The 17,550-nt window shown below is 66.8% G+C and carries 23 protein-coding genes and 2 pseudogenes; 22 read left to right on the plus strand and 3 right to left on the minus strand.

The features are described 5' to 3' along the window. From EJK15_RS34195 to EJK15_RS34260, 14 genes are all read left to right on the plus strand, one after another. Positions 1-858, plus strand: an 858-nt coding sequence (locus tag EJK15_RS34195) for a LacI family DNA-binding transcriptional regulator (protein WP_138714621.1), incomplete at its 5' end; no start/stop codon positions are given. Between the two features lie 717 nt (positions 859-1,575). Continuing rightward, a complete protein-coding gene (locus tag EJK15_RS34200; protein ID WP_138714622.1) occupies positions 1,576-1,815 on the plus strand; it encodes a hypothetical protein in 240 nt (79 codons plus the stop codon). Then, positions 1,812-1,946, plus strand: coding sequence for a hypothetical protein (locus EJK15_RS76515; RefSeq protein WP_276615452.1), 135 nt, complete (start codon positions 1,812-1,814; stop codon positions 1,944-1,946). The genes EJK15_RS34200 and EJK15_RS76515 overlap by 4 nt, the downstream gene beginning before the upstream one ends. A gap of 9 nt (positions 1,947-1,955) precedes the next feature. Next, positions 1,956-2,135: a hypothetical protein gene (locus EJK15_RS77770; RefSeq protein WP_420847116.1), complete on the plus strand. Its 180-nt coding sequence runs from the start codon at positions 1,956-1,958 to the stop codon at positions 2,133-2,135. Between the two features lie 197 nt (positions 2,136-2,332). Further along, on the plus strand, positions 2,333-2,953 hold the full coding sequence (locus EJK15_RS77775) for a GTP pyrophosphokinase (RefSeq protein WP_138714659.1): 621 nt from the start codon (positions 2,333-2,335) through the stop codon (positions 2,951-2,953). Further along, positions 2,935-3,324 (plus strand): hypothetical protein, encoded by a 390-nt coding sequence (locus EJK15_RS34215; RefSeq protein ID WP_138714623.1) that lies wholly within the window; start codon positions 2,935-2,937, stop codon positions 3,322-3,324. Before EJK15_RS77775 ends, EJK15_RS34215 begins: the two co-directional genes overlap by 19 nt. Before the next feature lie 176 nt (positions 3,325-3,500). Continuing rightward, positions 3,501-3,971 (plus strand): hypothetical protein, encoded by a 471-nt coding sequence (locus tag EJK15_RS34220; RefSeq protein WP_138714624.1) that lies wholly within the window; start codon positions 3,501-3,503, stop codon positions 3,969-3,971. Continuing rightward, positions 3,968-4,321, plus strand: coding sequence for a hypothetical protein (locus tag EJK15_RS34225; protein WP_138714625.1), 354 nt, complete (start codon positions 3,968-3,970; stop codon positions 4,319-4,321). The genes EJK15_RS34220 and EJK15_RS34225 overlap by 4 nt, the downstream gene beginning before the upstream one ends. 337 nt (positions 4,322-4,658) lie before the next feature. Continuing rightward, on the plus strand, positions 4,659-4,832 hold the full coding sequence (locus tag EJK15_RS71070; protein ID WP_171074690.1) for a hypothetical protein: 174 nt from the start codon (positions 4,659-4,661) through the stop codon (positions 4,830-4,832). Beyond that, positions 4,808-5,224, plus strand: a complete 417-nt coding sequence (locus EJK15_RS34235; RefSeq protein WP_138714626.1) for a PIN domain-containing protein — start codon at positions 4,808-4,810, stop codon at positions 5,222-5,224. The genes EJK15_RS71070 and EJK15_RS34235 overlap by 25 nt, the downstream gene beginning before the upstream one ends. 221 nt (positions 5,225-5,445) lie before the next feature. Further along, on the plus strand, positions 5,446-5,652 hold the full coding sequence (locus tag EJK15_RS34245; RefSeq protein WP_138714627.1) for a hypothetical protein: 207 nt from the start codon (positions 5,446-5,448) through the stop codon (positions 5,650-5,652). Continuing rightward, positions 5,649-6,065, plus strand: coding sequence for a type II toxin-antitoxin system VapC family toxin (locus EJK15_RS34250; RefSeq protein ID WP_138714628.1), 417 nt, complete (start codon positions 5,649-5,651; stop codon positions 6,063-6,065). Before EJK15_RS34245 ends, EJK15_RS34250 begins: the two co-directional genes overlap by 4 nt. Positions 6,066-6,239: 174 nt before the next feature. Beyond that, entirely contained in the window at positions 6,240-6,626 is a 387-nt protein-coding gene (locus EJK15_RS34255; protein ID WP_138714629.1) for a hypothetical protein, read from the plus strand. A gap of 311 nt (positions 6,627-6,937) precedes the next feature. After that, on the plus strand, positions 6,938-7,717 hold the full coding sequence (locus tag EJK15_RS34260; protein WP_138714630.1) for a DUF4352 domain-containing protein: 780 nt from the start codon (positions 6,938-6,940) through the stop codon (positions 7,715-7,717). A 64-nt stretch (positions 7,718-7,781) separates the two neighbouring features. On the opposite strand, the gene EJK15_RS34265 is transcribed toward EJK15_RS34260, so the two are convergent. From EJK15_RS34265 to EJK15_RS34275, 3 genes are all read right to left on the minus strand, one after another. Then, the gene (locus EJK15_RS34265; protein ID WP_138714631.1) at positions 7,782-8,159 is read right to left on the minus strand and encodes a YchJ family protein; all 378 of its coding nucleotides are present in this window, start codon (positions 8,157-8,159) and stop codon (positions 7,782-7,784) included. 68 nt (positions 8,160-8,227) lie between these two features. Then, positions 8,228-9,076, minus strand: a complete 849-nt coding sequence (locus EJK15_RS34270) for an NAD-dependent protein deacetylase (RefSeq protein WP_240777392.1) — start codon at positions 9,074-9,076, stop codon at positions 8,228-8,230. A gap of 19 nt (positions 9,077-9,095) precedes the next feature. Further along, positions 9,096-9,242: an ABC transporter ATP-binding protein/permease gene (locus EJK15_RS34275; RefSeq protein ID WP_138714633.1), complete on the minus strand. Its 147-nt coding sequence runs from the start codon at positions 9,240-9,242 to the stop codon at positions 9,096-9,098. Between EJK15_RS34275 and EJK15_RS34280 the strand changes: the two genes are divergently transcribed. The 8 genes and pseudogenes from EJK15_RS34280 (at position 9,223) to EJK15_RS34300 (ending at position 17,547) form a co-directional block, all read left to right on the plus strand. After that, positions 9,223-9,762: a LacI family DNA-binding transcriptional regulator gene (locus EJK15_RS34280; protein ID WP_206061256.1), complete on the plus strand. Its 540-nt coding sequence runs from the start codon at positions 9,223-9,225 to the stop codon at positions 9,760-9,762. The two genes, EJK15_RS34275 and EJK15_RS34280, sit on opposite strands and share 20 nt — an antisense overlap. A gap of 119 nt (positions 9,763-9,881) precedes the next feature. Beyond that, complete coding sequence (locus tag EJK15_RS71075; RefSeq protein WP_171074691.1) at positions 9,882-10,034, plus strand: hypothetical protein; 153 nt, start codon at positions 9,882-9,884, stop codon at positions 10,032-10,034. 37 nt (positions 10,035-10,071) lie between these two features. Then, positions 10,072-10,294 (plus strand): annotated as a pseudogene (locus EJK15_RS77780) (IS701 family transposase); the annotation flags it as partial. A 303-nt stretch (positions 10,295-10,597) separates the two neighbouring features. Next, positions 10,598-11,071, plus strand: coding sequence for a hypothetical protein (locus tag EJK15_RS34285; RefSeq protein ID WP_138714634.1), 474 nt, complete (start codon positions 10,598-10,600; stop codon positions 11,069-11,071). Between the two features lie 29 nt (positions 11,072-11,100). After that, positions 11,101-12,468 (plus strand): NucA/NucB deoxyribonuclease domain-containing protein, encoded by a 1,368-nt coding sequence (locus tag EJK15_RS34290; RefSeq protein WP_171074692.1) that lies wholly within the window; start codon positions 11,101-11,103, stop codon positions 12,466-12,468. Between the two features lie 440 nt (positions 12,469-12,908). Then, positions 12,909-13,040 (plus strand): hypothetical protein, encoded by a 132-nt coding sequence (locus EJK15_RS76525; protein ID WP_276615453.1) that lies wholly within the window; start codon positions 12,909-12,911, stop codon positions 13,038-13,040. Positions 13,041-13,755: 715 nt separating this feature from the next. After that, a pseudogene (locus EJK15_RS77785) lies at positions 13,756-13,971 on the plus strand (helix-turn-helix domain-containing protein); the annotation flags it as partial. Positions 13,972-14,016: 45 nt separating this feature from the next. Further along, positions 14,017-17,547, plus strand: coding sequence for a WD40 repeat domain-containing protein (locus tag EJK15_RS34300; RefSeq protein WP_240777393.1), 3,531 nt, complete (start codon positions 14,017-14,019; stop codon positions 17,545-17,547). The last annotated feature ends 3 nt before the right edge of the window (positions 17,548-17,550 follow it).

Below are 17,550 nucleotides of genomic sequence, written 5' to 3' on the forward strand. Positions count from 1 at the left end.
TACGTCGTCAACCGCGCCGCCCGCAGCCTGGTCACGCAGCGGACCGGCTCGGTCGCGATGGTGCTGTCGGAGCCGCACGAGAAGCTGTTCGAGGACCCCAACTACAGCACGCTCATCCGGGTCGCCATCAGGATGCTCGCCGAGCGGGACATGTCGCTGGTGATGATGCTGGCCGGCGACGAGGGCGACCGCGATCGGGTGGTCCGCTACGTGCGGGGCGGCCACGCCGACGGCGTGCTGCTGGTCTCGACGCACGCGGGCGACCCGCTGGTCGACGCACTCGTCTCCGGCCCGCCCGCCGTCTCCTGCGGCGCCGTCATCGGCCACGAGAACGTCATCCCGTACGCGGCCGCCGACGAGCGGCTCGGCGCCCGGCAGATGACGGAATACTTCGTCGGCCAGGGTCGCAAGCGGATCGCCATGATCACCGGGCCGATGGACACACCCGGCGGCATCCAGCGACTGGAGGGCTTCGCCGAGGTGCTCGGCCGCAAGGCGACCACGAAACTCATCGCGCACGGGGACTGGACACAGGCCAGCGGCGAGCGGGCGATGAAGGAACTGCTGGAGCGTTCTCCGGACATCGACGCGGTGTTCGTGGCCTCGGACCTGATGGCGGCCGGCGCGCTGGCGGCGCTGCGCGCGGCGGGGCGCAGCGTGCCGGAGGACGTGGCGGTGGGCGGGTTCGACGACTCGTCGGTGGCCCTCTCGACGCACCCGCCGCTGACGACGATCCGGCAGCCGCTGGCGAAGATGGCACAGGAGACGATCCGGCTGCTGCTGGCACTACTCGACGGGGCGAAACACGTCGATCCGGTGATACTGCCGACGGAGCTGGTGGTGCGGGAGTCGGCCTGACATCCGATCGTGGAGGGGCGGGTGGTTACGGCGGGCCAGCTGGTCGCGGCTGCCGGGGCGAATACCCGGCAACTGGCCGCTCCAACTGGCACGGATGGCCAGCGTCTCGAGTCCACCTCCGCGATCAAGGTAGTGGGCTCGGAATCGTACCGTCCCCTTGGTGCACGACGCTGCCGCCGGTGCTCTCCAGAATCTCCAGTCGTACCCAGCGCAGCGGCAGCGTCTCGGCGTCGTGTCGCTGCGGGAGCGGCGCCGTCAGCGCCGGGCCGCGGCCGGAGTCCCCGACCGGCGAGCGTCCCGACGGTGGAGGATCTTCGCTCTGAGTAGGAAGATCTCCCCTCTCCGTAGCAACCGCGCGCACCTGCACCACAGCCTGAACCACCGCATCCCGAGTTACCTTCAGATTCGGCCGCACCACCGCGTGCAGCCGCACGGCTTCGAGCAGTTGGATCTCGTCGAGGCGCCGATCGCACCTCGCCTACGCCTGGCGGCACAGCTCATGAGCGAGCACGTCCAGCCCTCCCAAGACCAGCACGGCGGCGATGACGCTTCCCAGTCGTCTGCCGTCGTGCCGCCGCACTCAGGGTCAGCGCGGCAGCGGCGGCACGATACCTCTCTCGCTCCGGGTCGTGCCGCCGCATCATTCAAACGGCTGCGGCGGGTGTGGGTGGGCGCCTCCCGCGAGGTGCCCGCTCCGGGGTTGGGAGACAACCCGCCATGAGCACCCCGGCCACGGACTACTGGGACCGGCCGGAAAACGTCGAATGGATGCGTGCACGGTTCCGGCGGACGCGCCCTGACTGGGAAATCCGGCGTGCGGACGGCCTGTGGTGGGCCGACCACAGGCACACCGGCGAGACCCGATTCTCGGCGAACGTGATGACTCTCGACAGGTACATGAGCATCTACGACGAGGAACGCCAGCGCTACCGCGCTCCGCTGAGGGGGCGGCGATGAAAGAAGACGATACGCGCGCCTACTACGACGATCAGCTCAACGCGGACGCGATGTGTTATCTGGTGATGATCAACCACCCTGGGTGGGTGGTGTGGCGGCTCGGCATGGAGACCCCGCACCGACGGGATTGAGGCGCGACCATGAGCGGCTACACGACCGTCCCGTACACGATCGCCTACGCCAACGAGCTGGTCGACGATCCGATCTACTTCGAGTGGCACAACCACCAGCAGTATCTCCATCGCAACAAAAACGGCTACTGCGGGATTGGAGGGACGGGCGTCGCTTGTCCGGTCGGTCTGACGTCCGGCGAGGCGTAGACCTGCGGAGATAGCTAAATCCTGGCCCTTGATCGCTCGGCTCGTTCGGCGTCGATCATGGGCCAGAGCCGTTTTCGGCGACAACCTTCACTACAGGTTCAAGGGCGAGCCGCCTCGGCGGCCCGCCGCGCGTCCGGGCGGTCTGCTGGCCGCGCTGCGGCTCTCCGGCCGGTCGCGGCCAGCACCGCCCACGCGCTATCGACAAGCGTAAAGCGCTAGACCCCGACAGATTTGGATATCTATCCCTACACTATGTGGCCTCGCTAGATACTCGTCGAGCAGAATTGGCGGAATATAAACGATTCGCGAATAACGGTTTTGAGATTCAAATACGCTCGATACTCCAACATGCGTGGGCGGAAATAGAGCACGACCTCGGCTATAAAAGTCGACTTGGGGTGCCAAGCACCACTCGTCGGAGATTCTCGCGCCTAGCAGGTCTTCTTGAGTTGGCGGACGCTGAATTTGTTTCGATCCGCGACGAGCTGCGTCTATACGAGAAGCGAGTGGAGTCCGATCTGGCCAATCAACCAGGCCGTCCGTCCCTGCCTTCGGCCGCCGCACGAACCTGCTGCAGGTCGTTGCTCCTTGTGCAAGTGGCGAGGGGCAACGACCGCGCTACGGAGCCCGTCCAGGCTGGCCGCCTAGCCTTGGAGACGATCTCCGCCTGTGCGCCTGGTGGGCCCGCAAGCGAGCGACCCACCTCGGAGCCCACGAAGGTCGACGGATGGAGCGGACTTGAATCTCGCTCGCCCCACGGCCCCCAAACTGGCTACTTTGGTGGCAAGTATGCATCTTCGTGGAAGGCGAACTCATGAAGCGTAGGAGTCCGCAGGAGAAGAAGCGGCTGAGCTACGCCAAGGATCGCCGCAACGATTACGGTGAGAACGACAAGAGCTCCAGGAAGAACATCCCCCGGAGCAAGAGGGCGCCGCATCGTGCCAACAGGAGACGCACCCACCAGGTGCTCGAAGCAGCTGCAGGCGCTGTTGACCAGGTTGCTGAGGAGACTGCCGAGGAACGGCTTCTGGTCAGGCGTCTGAAGTCTTGGAAGAAGTGGCGCGACGCTCCCCTTGGGGAGATCATCCAGAAACGCCTTGAACGCCGAATACGCCTGGGCATCGAAAGTGAGACCCGGGGGGCGGCGCGCATCCAACGCATCCGTCAGCGGCTACAACGCCCAGCCTGACGAGCGCCCAAGAGGCCAGCACAAGTCGGCAGCATCGCTGACAGCGGACTGCTGCGGAGATCACCACACCGTACGGCGAGAGCACTCATGTTCGCTGCCGCAGTGCAGCGCCAGATCTGGCCTATAGCCCGGTCGAGTCGCTCACATCAGAACGTGTTCTGACATACACTCATGGCGTGAGCACCAGCCATGCCGACGCAGTGACTTTTTCTGACTTGTCGAGAAATCCCCGAGCGGTCGCCGAACGCGCGGCACGCCTGGGACGCGTGCGTGTCACACATCGGGACGCTCCAGACTTCTACCTGACCGCGGCGGACCGTGAAGAGGAGCGCGAACGGACGTTGGCCACCGCGTCTCGGTTGTTTCTTGCCTTGATCAAGCATGATCCCACCGCGCGTGCGCTGGTCATTGCCATGCCGGAGGTCTTCCCTTGGGTTCGCCACCTGTCCTCGGACGAACTGCGTGCCTTCACTCTGGAACTGGTTGAAGCGCTCTCCGATGCGGCCGAGTTGGATGTCGATGCCACCACCCAGGAGGTCATCGCGGGCTGGCGGGCGACTGCCAGAATCAAGGCCGACCCCGCGCAGTACGCCGAGGCTCGCAAGCCCACGAGCGGAGACTTCGGGCCGGTGCAGGTTACGGCATGAGTCCGAAGCGTGGAGATCGGGTTACGGTGCCACCGCCGGATGACGAGTGGGATGTCCGGTTCGGTACCAGCGACGCGGTCAGGGGCTGGGAAGAACTGTGCCGTCATGCCCTGGCCAATACGCGCCGATGCTTCGAGGTGCTGCGGGTTGATCCCCGTTCACGCTCCAGCCACGACCGTCAGCATCGCCTACGCGGCGATCTCGCGACTCATCGTCACAACGGCAAGGACCTGGAGCAGTGGGAATTCGAGGTCACCAGCGGCGGGCGTGTGCGCTATGCCATCGATGACGCCACCCGTACTGTCTGGGTGATCTATGCATCGCCTCGACACCCCAAGGACACCGAGTAGCCGACTATTGATGCACGAGCCGAAGTGTTACCACCAACAACATCTGTACAAAGTGCCCAATGGGTACTGCGGCACCGGCGATATCGGGGTCTCCTGCCCGGCAGGTCTGACGTCCGGCGACGCGTAGGCATGGGTAGCGGTCGGTCCTTGCGTAGAGCGAGGACCGGCTTTTTGCTACTTCGAGTAGTAAACTGAGCCTATGAGCATGCCAGAGCGAGACTTCGCCCCGGGAGACGGCCCAGCCGCCAAGGTCAGTGTGTCTCTGAGAACGGGCAACATTCGCGCTGTCCGAGAGCGAGTCGGTGCCCGTGGGTTTTCCGCCTACGTTGATGCCGCTGTGGAGCGCCAGATCGAGCGGGATCTCTTGGAGGAGGCCCTGCAGGCGAACGAGGCCGCTTCCGGGCCGATCCCGCAGCCTTTGCGTGATGAGGCGGCGGACCTGTTCCGCCGCGTCAAGTCTGCGCCCGAATTCCAGGAGGAGGACGGATGGCGCGCGCCCGAAGCCGATTGAGCGCGGGCACCGTCGTTCTCGACTGTGAGGGGCTCGTGAAGTGGTGCGAGGCCGACCAGCGGGTGACAGCGTTCGTACGGGAGGCGCAGGACAACGACTTTCGGGTTGTGGTCAGCGCCATGACACCGATCGAGGCACATGACGTCCGCGTCAAAAGCGATCGTCTCGGGTGGTACCTGTCCCGGCTGAAGATCGAGCCGGTGACCGAGGACATCTCGTCGCGAGCGATCGAGCTTCTTCGAGATGCCCGCCTGCACGGTCACAAGTACGCCATCGACGCTGTGGTCGCGGCCACCGCGCTGCGCTCGGTGCGCCCCGCCATCGTTCTGACGTCTGACGAGGACTACATGAGCAAACTGTGCGGGAAAGCAGTGCAGGTGGTCCCTGTCTGAGACTGCTTGAGAGCCGAGCGGGAGTCTCCGGAACTATTGCGGGAGGCGAACCGCTAGCCAGCAGTATCACAAAGTTCCCAATGGGTACTGCGGGATCGGTGGGACGAGTGTCACCTGCCCGGTCGGCCTGACGTCCGGGGAGGCGTGAGTTCGGCCCAGACGTCCGAGTTCCCCGAGATGGGGACAAGGCTGTCCCGGCCCTTGTCTATACACTGAATACCATGAGCGTGATGCGCGAGGAACTTCATCACTTGGTGGACCGGCTCCCCGAGGAGAAGGTCGCGCCTCTACTGCGCCTTGTTAAAGATCAGCTGGACGAGCCGCCGGCTGTTCGTGAGCTGCCATTCATCGGCATGCTGGCAGCTGAGCCGGATTTTGCGGAACGTGCGGAGGAGATCTTGCAGTCGGAGGACAATCACTCCGTGTGATCGTCCTTGACTCAGGCCCATTGGTTGCGGCGCTCAACAGCCGAGACAAGCACCACGACGCGTGCGTGCGCCTTCTGCGGACTCATCCTGGTCCGCTTCTGGTCCCCGCCACTGTCGTCACCGAGGTCTGCCAGTTGGTCGAGAGGCGACAGGGCAGTAAAGCGGAGGCGGCGTTCTTGCGGAGCTTCGGGTCGGGACTGACGCTTGTGGATCTCACCGAGTTGGATCTGGATCGCATGAGCACCTTGGTCGAGATGTACGCAAGCCTTCCACTGGGTGCCGTCGACGCATCTGTGATCGCGATTGCCGAACGGCTCAGGGTTTCAGAGGTGGCCACACTTGATCGCCGTCACTTCACAGTGGTCCGGCCGGGCCACACCAGCGCGCTGCTCCTCCTACCGGAAACGCTATGAATAGTGGCCCGAAGTGAAGTGCTACCACGAATACCGCCTGACCTACGGCAAGCCCCGCTGTAGTGATTGGGTGCCCGGCATCCTCCGCGCCCGGTCCGAGACCTGCATGATCGGCCGAACCATCGCGGCCCAGAGCGGATGCGGAAGCTGAACACGCGGCGGCAGTGGTTGTGCATGAACAAGCTGCTGTGCCAGGTGTGCGGCAGCCCGGCGGCCGACCCCGAGATGAGACGGATCCCGTGGGCGTTGACGAGCACGGTCTTCGAGCGGATAGCCCCTGACGGCGGGCGGACAAATGCGCCGCCGACGTGCTGGAGTTGCATCCCGAAAGCGCTGGAGGAGTGCCCGATGCTCCGCGAGGACTTCGCCGTCTACACCGTGGCCGGCGCCACGAGCACGGGCGTCCTGGCGGACCTCTACGAGCCGGGCATCATCGCATATCTGCCTATCTTGACCAAGCACAACGCCTTCGTCGCGTGGGATGCCCCCCGCCACCACGGCGCCGCGCTGGCGGTCGCCCACGTGGTCGAGCTGCACGGCATGAAGCCCGTCGCCCTATAGACCGCCCTTGTCGCCGCTTGGTAGCGAAGCGCGAACGGGCGGAGGTCTGGCGCTGACCGTCCTTGGAGAGGCTCCACGCCGCCCGGCCTCGCTGGCTTCCGTTTCCAGCCTTTCCGATGAGGGCGAGTAGCCCGAGGCCCGCCGCGGTGATCGAGTCCCCGACGAAGACGAGTCGCGTTGCCCGCCACAGCGCTCCTTCGTGTTAGTACGCGAGCGCCGTGACCTGTCCGGATGTGGACAGGCGATCTACGTCAACCGGGCGCATGCTTGGAACGTCCCACTACGCCCTGTCCTCTACCTGGAGCCGCGCCATGGGTTACCCGCCCCAGCCGCAAGGGCCATACGGCCAGCAGCAACCGCAACAGCCCTACGGTTACAGCGGGCCTCAACCGGCGCATCCCGGCTATGGTTATCAGCCGCCCACCAGCCCGCCGCCCCCGCCGCGGCGCAACATCGGTCTGATCGTGCTGCTCGCGGTCGGCGTACCGCTGCTGCTATTGGGAGGATGCGCCGCCGTGGTGCTGGTGCTGTCCGGCACCGTCACCAGCCGCGAGGCGCTGGTGACCGAGGCCGACTCGCCGAACATGGTCCTCCCGTCGGGCGGCCCGGCCTCAAGCGCTCCGGCAGCGGAGTCGACCGCCCCGCCGGTGGAGGAGGCGAAGGAGCAGCCCTCTACGGCGACGGTCGGGGGCTCACTGACCCTGGAGGGAACGGATCCCGGCCTGCAGATGACCGTGACGGTGAACAAGCTGGTGAACCCTGCCACGCCGGCTCAGGACTTCATGAAGCCGAAGACAGGCAACAAGTTCGTCGCCGTGCAGGTGACTCTCTCGAACGTGGGACAGGCGGTCTACAGCGACGCTCCGACAAACGGGGCGTTGCTGATCGACGGCGAGGGCCAGCAGTATCGGTCAACTTTCTACGAGGTGCGGGAAGGCCAGCCGTTCGGCGGGATGGCGACGATCAACAACGGAGACTCCCGCAAGGGTGTGATCGTGTTCGAGGTGCCAGAGACGGCGAAGCCTGCCAAGTTCCAATTCGGATTGAACAGCGGGTTCGCTGATCAAAAAGGCGAGTGGACACTCTCCTGACGACCAAGAAAAGAGTGTGCCGCTCGTCCGCACCCTCAGCCCACGGGCGGCGCGCCCCATGGATCTACACCGCGCCCGCGTAGACCCAGCGGCCCTCGACGCGGACGAACCGGCTGTGCTCCTCCATCTCCCCAGGTCTCCCGCGGTCGAGGTAGTGGGCGCGGAAGCGGACCGTGCCCTCGGTGTGTACGACGCTGCCGCCGGTGGTCTCCAAGATCTCCAGCCGCACCCAGCGCAGCCGCTTGTCGAGATCGAGCTGGGACGGGCGGGAGGACGGGTGCCAGGTTCGGAGCAGGTAGGCCGCGTCGCCCACCGCGAACGCGCTGTACCGGGACCGCATGAGCTGCTCGGCGGTGGCGGCCGCCGCCACGCCGCGGTGGAGCTTGCCGCAGCAGTCCTGGTAGGAGGCGGGCAGGCCGCAGAGGCACGATCGAGGAGGCATGCGCTCCATTCTGCCGGGAGCCGGGCGTCCATCATGTCCAGAGCCAGGCAACGAGACCGGCCGGCGTGCTATCGAGCCTCGAGGCGGGCGGTGACGTCGGTCAGTGTGGCGCCGAGAGGGGCGTCCAGGGTGAGGGTGGCGTCGGCGTCGCCGCCGGTCGGGCCCTGGTTGACGATGGCGATCGGGATCCCGAGGGCGGCTGCTTTGGCGACGAACCGCAGGCCCGATTTGACCATCAGCGATGATCCGAGCACCAGCAATGCGTGCGCTCCTGCCACGATCGCGAAGCACTCGTCGACGCGTGGACGTGGCACGTTCTCGCCGAAGAACACCACGTCCGGCTTGAGCAGCCCACCGCACGCCGTGCAGTCCACCACCCGGAAGCCCGCCACCTGCTCGTCGGTGAGCACGGCATCGCCGTCGGGGTTGATCAGGCCGGTGGCGGCCCAGTCCGGGTTGGCCTCCCGCAGGCGGCGGTCCAGCTCGGCCCGGGAGGTGCGTTCCCGGCACGACAGGCAGACGACCCGGTCGAGACCGCCGTGCAGCTCGATCACCCGCCGCGCCCCCGCCGCCTGGTGCAGGCCGTCGACGTTCTGGGTGACGATGCCGGTGACGAGGCCGTGCCGTTCCAGCGCGGCGACGGCGCGGTGGCCCGCGTTGGGTCTCGCCTGGCCGATCTGGCGCCAGCCGACGTGGCTGCGGGCCCAGTAGCGGCGCCGGGCCTCCGCGCTGCCGACGAACCGCTGGTACGTCATCGGCTCGGCGCGCCTGGACCGGCCGGTCGGCCCGCGATAGTCGGGGATGCCCGACTCCGTGGACAGGCCGGCCCCGCTCAGTACCGCCACGCCTCCCCTGCCGACCAGGTCCGCCAGCGCGGCGGTCCCGGCGAGCGGAGCCTCCGTGGTGCTTTGTGTCACGACACCCATAGTGCCCGATTCAATCGCCGGCCTGTTCCTCCGCTTCCGCGATCCGCTCCGCGCGCCACAGGCGGCGCATCTCCGGGCAGGTCGCCAGCAGCTCGTCCAGCCGCCCGCGGCCGGTGACCCGGCCGCGGTCGAGGACGATGACCTGGTACGTCGTCAACCGCGCCGCCCGCAGCCTGGTCACGCAGCGGACCGGCTCGGTCGCGATGGTGCTGTCGGAGCCGCACGAGAAGCTGTTCGAGGACCCCAACTACAGCACGCTCATCCGGGTCGCCATCAGGATGCTCGCCGAGCGGGACATGTCGCTGGTGATGATGCTGGCCGGCGACGAGGGCGACCGCGAGCGGGTGGTCCGCTACGTGCGCGGCGGCCACGCCGACGGCGTGCTGCTGGTCTCGACGCACGCGGGCGACCCGCTGGTCGACGCACTCGTCTCCGGCCCGCCCGCCGTCTCCTGCGGCGCCGTCATCGGCCACGAGAACGTCATCCCGTACGCGGCCGCCGACGAGCGGCTCGGCGCCCGGCAGATGACGGAGTACTTCGTGCGCCAGCGCCCCCAGGGCATCGGCACCACCAAGGCCAGTGTGTCCCGGTCTACGACTACATGCTCGGCCGCGTGGTCTGCCACCCGCCGACTGCCCGCCGGAGGCCGGCGGCCAACCGATCCGAGTCGACGCTGAGCGCATGTATACGCCCTCGCCGCCGCGCCGCGCGACCCCGCGCCGGCGCCCGCGTGGCGAACTTCCGCCCGCGTAACCCTGGTTGAGGATCTTTCTACTCGAGGGAAGATCCTCTATCGGTGCATGATGGCGAGACCGACCGAGACACCATCGTCGTCCAGGGCGATCAGGTGGCCGACCCCGAGGCGCTCGCCCAACTGCGCAACGTCCTGCCCGGCGAGACGTTCGTGGAGATCCCTAAGGCGCTCCCCCGCTTCGCCGAGGGGTCCTGAGTGCCTCTGCTCTCCCCCGCGGAGTTCGGCACGCCACCTGCCCAAACGCGGCTGGACGATCGCCGAGTGGGCAGGCGACCACAGCCCCGACGCCACTCAGCGCCTGCTGAACCGCGCCAGCTGGGACACCGCCGGGCGCGATGAGCATCGTGCGCCGCTTCGCCGTCGCCTGCCTGGACATCGCCGCCCGGCCGGGCAGCCTGACCGTGGGAGCGCTGGACGAGACCGGCCAGGAAAAGAAGGGCACCTCATTCAGAGGTCGGCATTAGGTGCCTTGCGACGAGTACGCCGCAATGCCGATGACGGGGCTTGAGCTGGAGAAACATGACCTGCGTGCGGTGTTTTGCTGTGGTCTCGGAGTTGATCGAGGAAGGCCAGGAGGGTGTCTGGGCCTGGTAGCGGTCGGGGGGTGCTCGGTGGGGTGGTTCGGGCGAGGGCTACCGGCCTCCTTGCCCCTGACCTGTTGTCCGCTCGTTGTTTGTCTTCCTTCGGGCTCTGATCCCGAACAACCCGGTTTCGGTAGACACGGTTGCGTGATACATCGCGCGAGCCGAAGGAGAACGATGTCCGTGAAAGTGAGGGTCGCCGGCAGACTCCTGACAGCGGGGGTGCTGGCGACCTTCGGCCTCATGATGGCCACGCCCGCTCGGGCGGCGGCCGTCCCCGACGGCTGCTGGGGAACCGGGCCGACCGTGGTCGATCCGCAGGGCCAGAGGTGGCCGACCAGGTACTGCCACAACTACATCACTGGTGACGTCTACAACTACGTCGGCAACGGCTGGCAGCCCATCGGCAAGATGTACGCCGGCGACAACTGGTTCGTGTGCCAGGCGCACGGCCCGGAGAACCCGCCCGTCCAGTCGTGGAAGAACGACATCTGGCTCTACACCCAAGGGGACGAGGGCTGGGCGAACAACGGCTGGGGAGCCTTCCCCGCGACTCACGTGTCCGGCGGGGTGAACTACGGCCCCATTCCCAACCTCGATTGGTGCCCGTGGGAGGACAGCCTCCCGAAGACCTCCACGAGAGCCTGGTGAGCGGCCTCATGCGTTTTCGACGACTTTCCATGATCGGTGTGGCCGTGCTCGCCTTGGTCGCCGCCGCGCCCGCCACTAGCGGGCAGGCCGTTCAGCCGGACCCTGAAAGCCGTTTCTACTCCAACGATCCGGCGGACTCCCGGGAGACGCCGCAGGGTGAACCGTTACCGCCGGAGGAGGCCATGGAACGCAACCTTCTGGAGGCGGCGCGGCGTGGCGCGCATTCCTACTACGACACCTCCAAGGTGTCGTTGGACGCGCCGTCCACCAGGTCGCTCAGCGCGGACTTACCCATGGCGCCGTCGGAGGACGACTTACGCAAGTGCCTCACCGTCCCCGCGGCGAAGAGCCGGCTCGGCTGGACCTACAACCGCATGTTCTGGTGTCAGGAGCTCGGCTTCGACGTCGCCTACGAGAAGGTCAACTCGCAGACCGGCGAGCGCACCTACAAGGGGACCAACCAGATCCGCTACCAGATGGTGGTCGCCGGCACCAACACGCGGCGCGCGATCCGCGTGTTCTTCCGCCCGATCACCGGTTCGCTCCGGTTCCCCGACTGGTCCGCGGCGGACAATCCGGGGGACCTGAATCTGGCGCTCAACGCCGAATGCGGGCAGACGTCGTTCTACTGCTCGGTGGCCGGCCCCACCGTCCGGAAGACCTGGAATGAGTGGAACACGTCCGGAGCATGGGTCTCGTGGGACGTCACCTCCAACGAACAGGCGAGCGACGCCCCGCGGGACAAGATCATATTTCACACCTGGCGCCTCACGTTCGACGGCACCTCGCTCGATTACCCGATGGGGGGCAAGCGGACCTGGGACAGGCCCTTCCGGTGCGACTCGGCGACGTATTTCAACCGGTGGGCCAGGATCTACGACAAGGCGTGCGTCCTGACGAACGTGATCCCGCACCTGCAGTACGACATCAGCGACGATCGGGTCAGTGAGGTGGCCCTCCACATCAGGCAGGCCCTCGACACTCCCGCCATCACCTGGCCGAAGGAGAGCCACCCGAAGAACATCCCGGGCAAGTGGTTCAACGGGGATCCTGAGCTTCCCGAAGACCTTCCTCCGGGCCTGCACCGTGTCCCCGGCGACGGAGACATCGCCAAGGACAACGAGCAATACAAGAATTGGGCGTGCGAACGCAAGGGCCCCTACAACGAGCAGACCGGGCTACCTCCGAAGACGCCGCAGCAAGAGGGGTACGAATGCGACGAGTACCCCTTCCATGTGGCAGAAGAGGGCGCGGCCCATCCCACGTATGACTTCTCTGTGAAGTGGGTGCCGAAGACCCAGAACGGCTCGGCCGGCGGGCGCCTGCAGCAGCGATTCTTCTTCGAAGACCGCATCCTGCACGTGCTGGACGAGTTCTGGGTGAAGATCAACGACTAGTCGCACAGCGCGCCGCCGCCGTCGATGGACCAGGTCTGGTCGTTGATCCACTCGGCGTCGTCGGACAGCAGGAAAGCGGCCGCCGCGGCCAGGTCGGACGGCATGCCCAGACGGGTGCTGCGGTTCTCGGCCAGCCCGGCGGCCCTCCTCGCTCATCGTCGCCAGACCGGTCTCGCTGAGCACCATGCCGGGTGAGGGCGGCGCCGGAAGAGGTGTGGACGATGGCGCTCCACAGCACGGCGTACCGGCAGGGATGGAAACGAACACGAAGTTGGCCAGGCGAATCCAGGAGGAGTCGGGCCGGAACAGGCGCCGGACGTCGTTCCCATCCACGCGGCCTGCTACACCCGCCGCACTCCGCCGGTGCCGCCTGCGGCGATCGATCTGGCCAACGTCCGTCAGCGCGCCGCGCATCCCGCGGCGGCAACAACCGCGAGTTGATGGTCCACACCTTCTTCAAGAACGACCGGGCCACTATGACGTCGCTGGCCTCCCGCCTGGAGTTTCAGGTGACCTCGGCGGACCAGATCGTGCTGGACGCCCTGCACGGCGAGGTCAGGACGCGCGCTTGAAGTACTTCGCGGGGATGGCGTCGACGACCCGCTGACTGACGATCATCCATTGGCCGATGACGGTGCCCTGCTTCTTGCCGGCGAAGGCCGGGTTCGCGCGCACCCCCCTCCAAATCCGGCTTGCCGCCCTTCGGCTGGAAGGAATGGTCGTGGTCGACGACGTGGCTGTCCCGAGGAAGCGGTAGACCCTGGCTCGAACAGCGGTTCTATCTGGACGTCCCGCCAGGTCTGGCCCACCGCGATGCTCTCGGGCTCTCGTGGGACACCGTCACGCCGGGGAGCATCCCGGTCGCCTTGAAGATCGCCGCCTGCGCGGCGGGCATCAGATCGGACCCGGCGACGATCTCGTGGACGCATTGGAGGCCGTGGCCTGGCAGTGGCCCGGGCAGGTGGCACGGCGAGCATCGCCGTGGTGGCTAACGCGGCTACGGCCGTGCCGGCTAAGCGTCTGGCTGAGACATGACTCTCCTGCTCCTCAATGGTCCGGAAACGGATTTCATGAAGTCTCGCGGTGCCCACGTCCACCGACGACGCGATCTCCCCGTACGCGGGACCGGCGTACCGCCCGGTCGTCCCGCAGACGTCTGCGACGAGACATTCCCCATCTCGCTGTCCGGTATAAGGCAGGCCGATTGTTCGGTGTCACACGATGGACAGCGAACAACAACCTATGAACAATGAACCCGACTCGGGGCTCAAAAAAAGGGGGGTGGCGATGCCTCGTCGGGAGCGACCACTGGACGCCGGTGACGATGCGTTGTTACGGTTCGCAGCCGATCTGCGCCGGTTACGGGAAAAGGCGGGCAGCCCTTCGTATCGAGAACTCGCTAAACGTGCGCACTACTCCGCGGGCACCCTGTCCGAGGCTGCCGGTGGCAGGAAATTGCCCACGTTGACGGTGACTTTGGCCTACGTCCAGGCCTGCGGAGCCGATCCAGCCGAATGGCAGGCGAGGTGGACTTCCCTCGCGGCGGAAATGAGCTCGCAGGACACCGGTGAAACATCAGGTGAAAATCCGCCGTATGTCGGCTTGGCCAGCTTCGGACCGCAGGACGCCTATCGGTTCTTCGGCCGAGAACGCTTAGTGGATAAGATCAGCGCCACCCTGTCTCAGCACCGTTTTCTCGCCGTACTCGGCGCCTCTGGCTCGGGAAAGTCGTCCCTGCTGCGTGCCGGTCTGCTTCCCCTCCTTGAGTCTCATCCGGCGATGCTGCTCACCCCGGGAACTCATCCCCTGCGGGAATGCGCCGTCCAGCTCGCCGCCCATCTTGACGTCACCTCCGGTGGACTGCTTGCGGAATTCACCGAAGACCCGCGCAACCTCGGCCTGGCAATCCGCCAGGTGGTCGCCAAGCAAGGCTCGCCCGGCGACTTCATCCTCATCATCGATCAGTTCGAGGAGGTGTTCACGCTCTGCCCAGACCCCGCGGAAGCTGCCCAGTTCATCGCCGCGCTGGTGAACGCGGCCAGGGAACCCGAGAGCCGCACCCGCGTGGTCATCGGCGTGCGAACCGATTTCTACACCCATTGCGCGCGCCACCCGGATCTGACCGAAGTCCTCCAGCAGGCCCAGATCCTGGTCGGACCGATGACGACCGAGGAGCTACGCCAGGCCATCACTCAGCCGGCCGCCGAAACGGGCTACCGGGTGGAGACCGCGCTGGTGTCGCGCCTCATCGCCGACGCCACCGGCCAGCCAGGGGTGCTTCCGCTGGTCTCCCACGCGCTACTGGAAACCTGGCGGCGACGTCGTGGCAACACCCTCACCCTGGCGGGGTACGAGTCCACCGGCGGGATGGAACACGCCATCGCCCAGACGTCCGAAGCGGTGTATACCGCGCTGAACACAAGCCAACAGGCCCTGGCCAAGCAAATCTTCCTGCGGCTCACCGCACTGGGCGAAGGCACGGAAGACACCAAACGCCGCATCGTCCGCAATGAACTCGCCGATCCCAACGCCGCCGAGGTGCTCGACGAACTGGCCAAAGCACGGCTGGTCACTCTCAACGGCGACAACGTGGAAATCGCCCATGAAGCGCTGATCCGGTCCTGGCCCCGGCTCCGCGGCTGGTTATCCGAAGACCGGGAAGGTTTACGCCTGCAGCGTCAGATCACCGAAGCGGCAGAGGCATGGGAGACAGAGGGGCGCGATGACGGGGCCCTCTTCCGGGGTACTCGCCTGGCCGCCGCACGGGAATGGACCGCCACCAACGATTTCGTCCTGTCTACCCGAGAGCGGCAGTTCCTCGATGCCAGCACCGCTGCCGAGGCCAGGGAGCAGGCGGCTGCCCGCCGCCGCACGCGCCGCCTGCGGCAGCTGGTCGCGGTGCTTGCCGCACTGCTCATCATCGCCACAACGACCAGTATCTATGCGGTTCGCGCCGGACATCTGGCAGCGCAGCAACGCGACATCGCCCTATCGCAGAAGGTCGCAGCGGACGCCATCGAGTTGCGTGAGGCCAATCCGCCACTGTCCGCACAGCTCGCTCTGGCCACCTATCGTCTCTCTCCCACCGTCGAGGCTCGCAGCAGCCTGCTCAGCACCTTCGCCACGCCCTACGCCACCCGGCTGACCGGCCACACCGATCGCGTCAACTCTGTCGCAGTGAGCGCCGACGGGCGTACCCTCGCCACCGGCAGCCGCGACGGCACGGCACGGCTCTGGAAGGTCACCAATCCGCATCGCCCGGAACAGCTCGCCGTACTCACCGGTCACCGCCAGAACGTGAACGCGGCCGCCTTCAGCCCGGACGGACGTACCCTCGCAACCGCAGGCTGGGACCACACCGCCCGGCTGTGGGACATCACCGATCTTCGTCACGCCCGTCAACTGGCTGTGCTGCCACACGCCGACAATGTGAACGCGGTCGCCTTCAGCCCGGACGGGCGCACGCTCGCGACCGCAGGCGACGACAAAACAGCCCGCCTGTGGAACCTCGCCGACCGCCTCCCCCGGGCAACGCTGGCCGGCCATACCGAGGCCGTCGTATCGGTGACGTTCAGTCCCGACGGCCGCACGCTGGCGACCGCCGGCTTCGATCACGCCGCAGCATTGTGGGACGTTACCGATCCAGACCGCCCAGGCGCGCCGCGCATGCTGACCGGTCACACCGCCGAGGTCGCCTGGGTCGCGTTCAGCCCGGACGGGCGCCTGCTGGCCACCGCCGGCAACGACCACACCGCGCGGCTGTGGAACGTCGCAAACCCGGACCGCGCGAGCGCACAAGCGACGATCACGGGTCATCGAGACATCGTGAGGTCGGTGGCGTTCAGCCCCGATGGGCGGTTCCTTGCCACCGCGAGCCTCGACGACACCGTACGCCTGACCGACATCACCGACCCCGGTCACCCCATGTTCCTGGCAACGTTCACCGGTCATACCGGCAACGCCGTCTCCGTCTCCTTCAGCCCCGACGGGAATACGCTGGCCACCGCCAGCGACGACTACACCGCCCGCCTATGGGACCTACCGGGGCCGGCGCTGGCCGTGCACAACACCGCCGACGTGTACTGGATCGCGTTCAGCGCCGACGGACATACCCTGGCCACCGTGGGCAAGGACCACGCCGCGCGGCTGTGGGACCTCACCGATCCCGACCGTCCTCGCCTCCGCTCCATCCTGAGCGGCCACACCGACGAAATCTGGGGTACGGCGTTCAGCCCGGACGGACGGATCCTGGCAACCGCCAGCTACGACCGCACCGTACGCCTATGGGATGTCGCCGACCCCAGCCACGCAGCCGTACAAGCCACCATCACCGGCCACACCGACAACGTCAACGCCGTGGCCTTCAGCCCGGACGGACGGACCCTGGCCACCGCGAGCCTCGACCACACCGTGCGTCTCGTGGACATCGCCAACCCTCGTCGGCCCCGTGATCTGACGAGCTTCGTCGGCGACGCCGATGGGGTGAACGCGGTCGCCTTCAGCCCGGACGGGCACACGCTCGCGACCGCAGGCTGGGACCACACCGCCCGGCTTTGGGATGTCACCGATCGCCGGCGGCCCCTTCCGCTGACAACCCTCTCCGGACACACCGACGGCATCAACGCCGTGGCCTTCAGCCCGGACGGGCATACGCTAGCCACCTCCGGCTTCGATGACACGGCCCGGCTCTGGAAGGTCACCGACCCTCGAAACCCCAAAGCACTCGTCACCCTCACCGGCCACACAGACAACGTCAACATGGTCGCCTTCAGCCCGGACGGCCGCACGCTCGCCACTGCGGGAAACGACGGCGCCACTCGATTGTGGAACATCGCCGACGTCAACCGCCCTCAGGAGCAGTCCTCCTTGGAAGTCCACTCCGACCGGGTGTCCTCGGTTGCGTTCAGCCCCGACGGGCACACCTTGGCGACCGGCAGCTACGACCGCACCGCGCTGCTATGGGAGACCGATGCCGAACGGCTGGCCACACGGCTCTGCCGGCTCGCCCATCCGCCGATCAGCGCAGCGGAATGGGATCGGTACTTCACCGGGCTGACGTACCGATCGCCGTGCCCCTAGCTG

It is taken from the genome of Nonomuraea basaltis, assembly GCF_005893125.1.
GTDB classification, from domain to species: domain Bacteria; phylum Actinomycetota; class Actinomycetes; order Streptosporangiales; family Streptosporangiaceae; genus Nonomuraea; species Nonomuraea basaltis.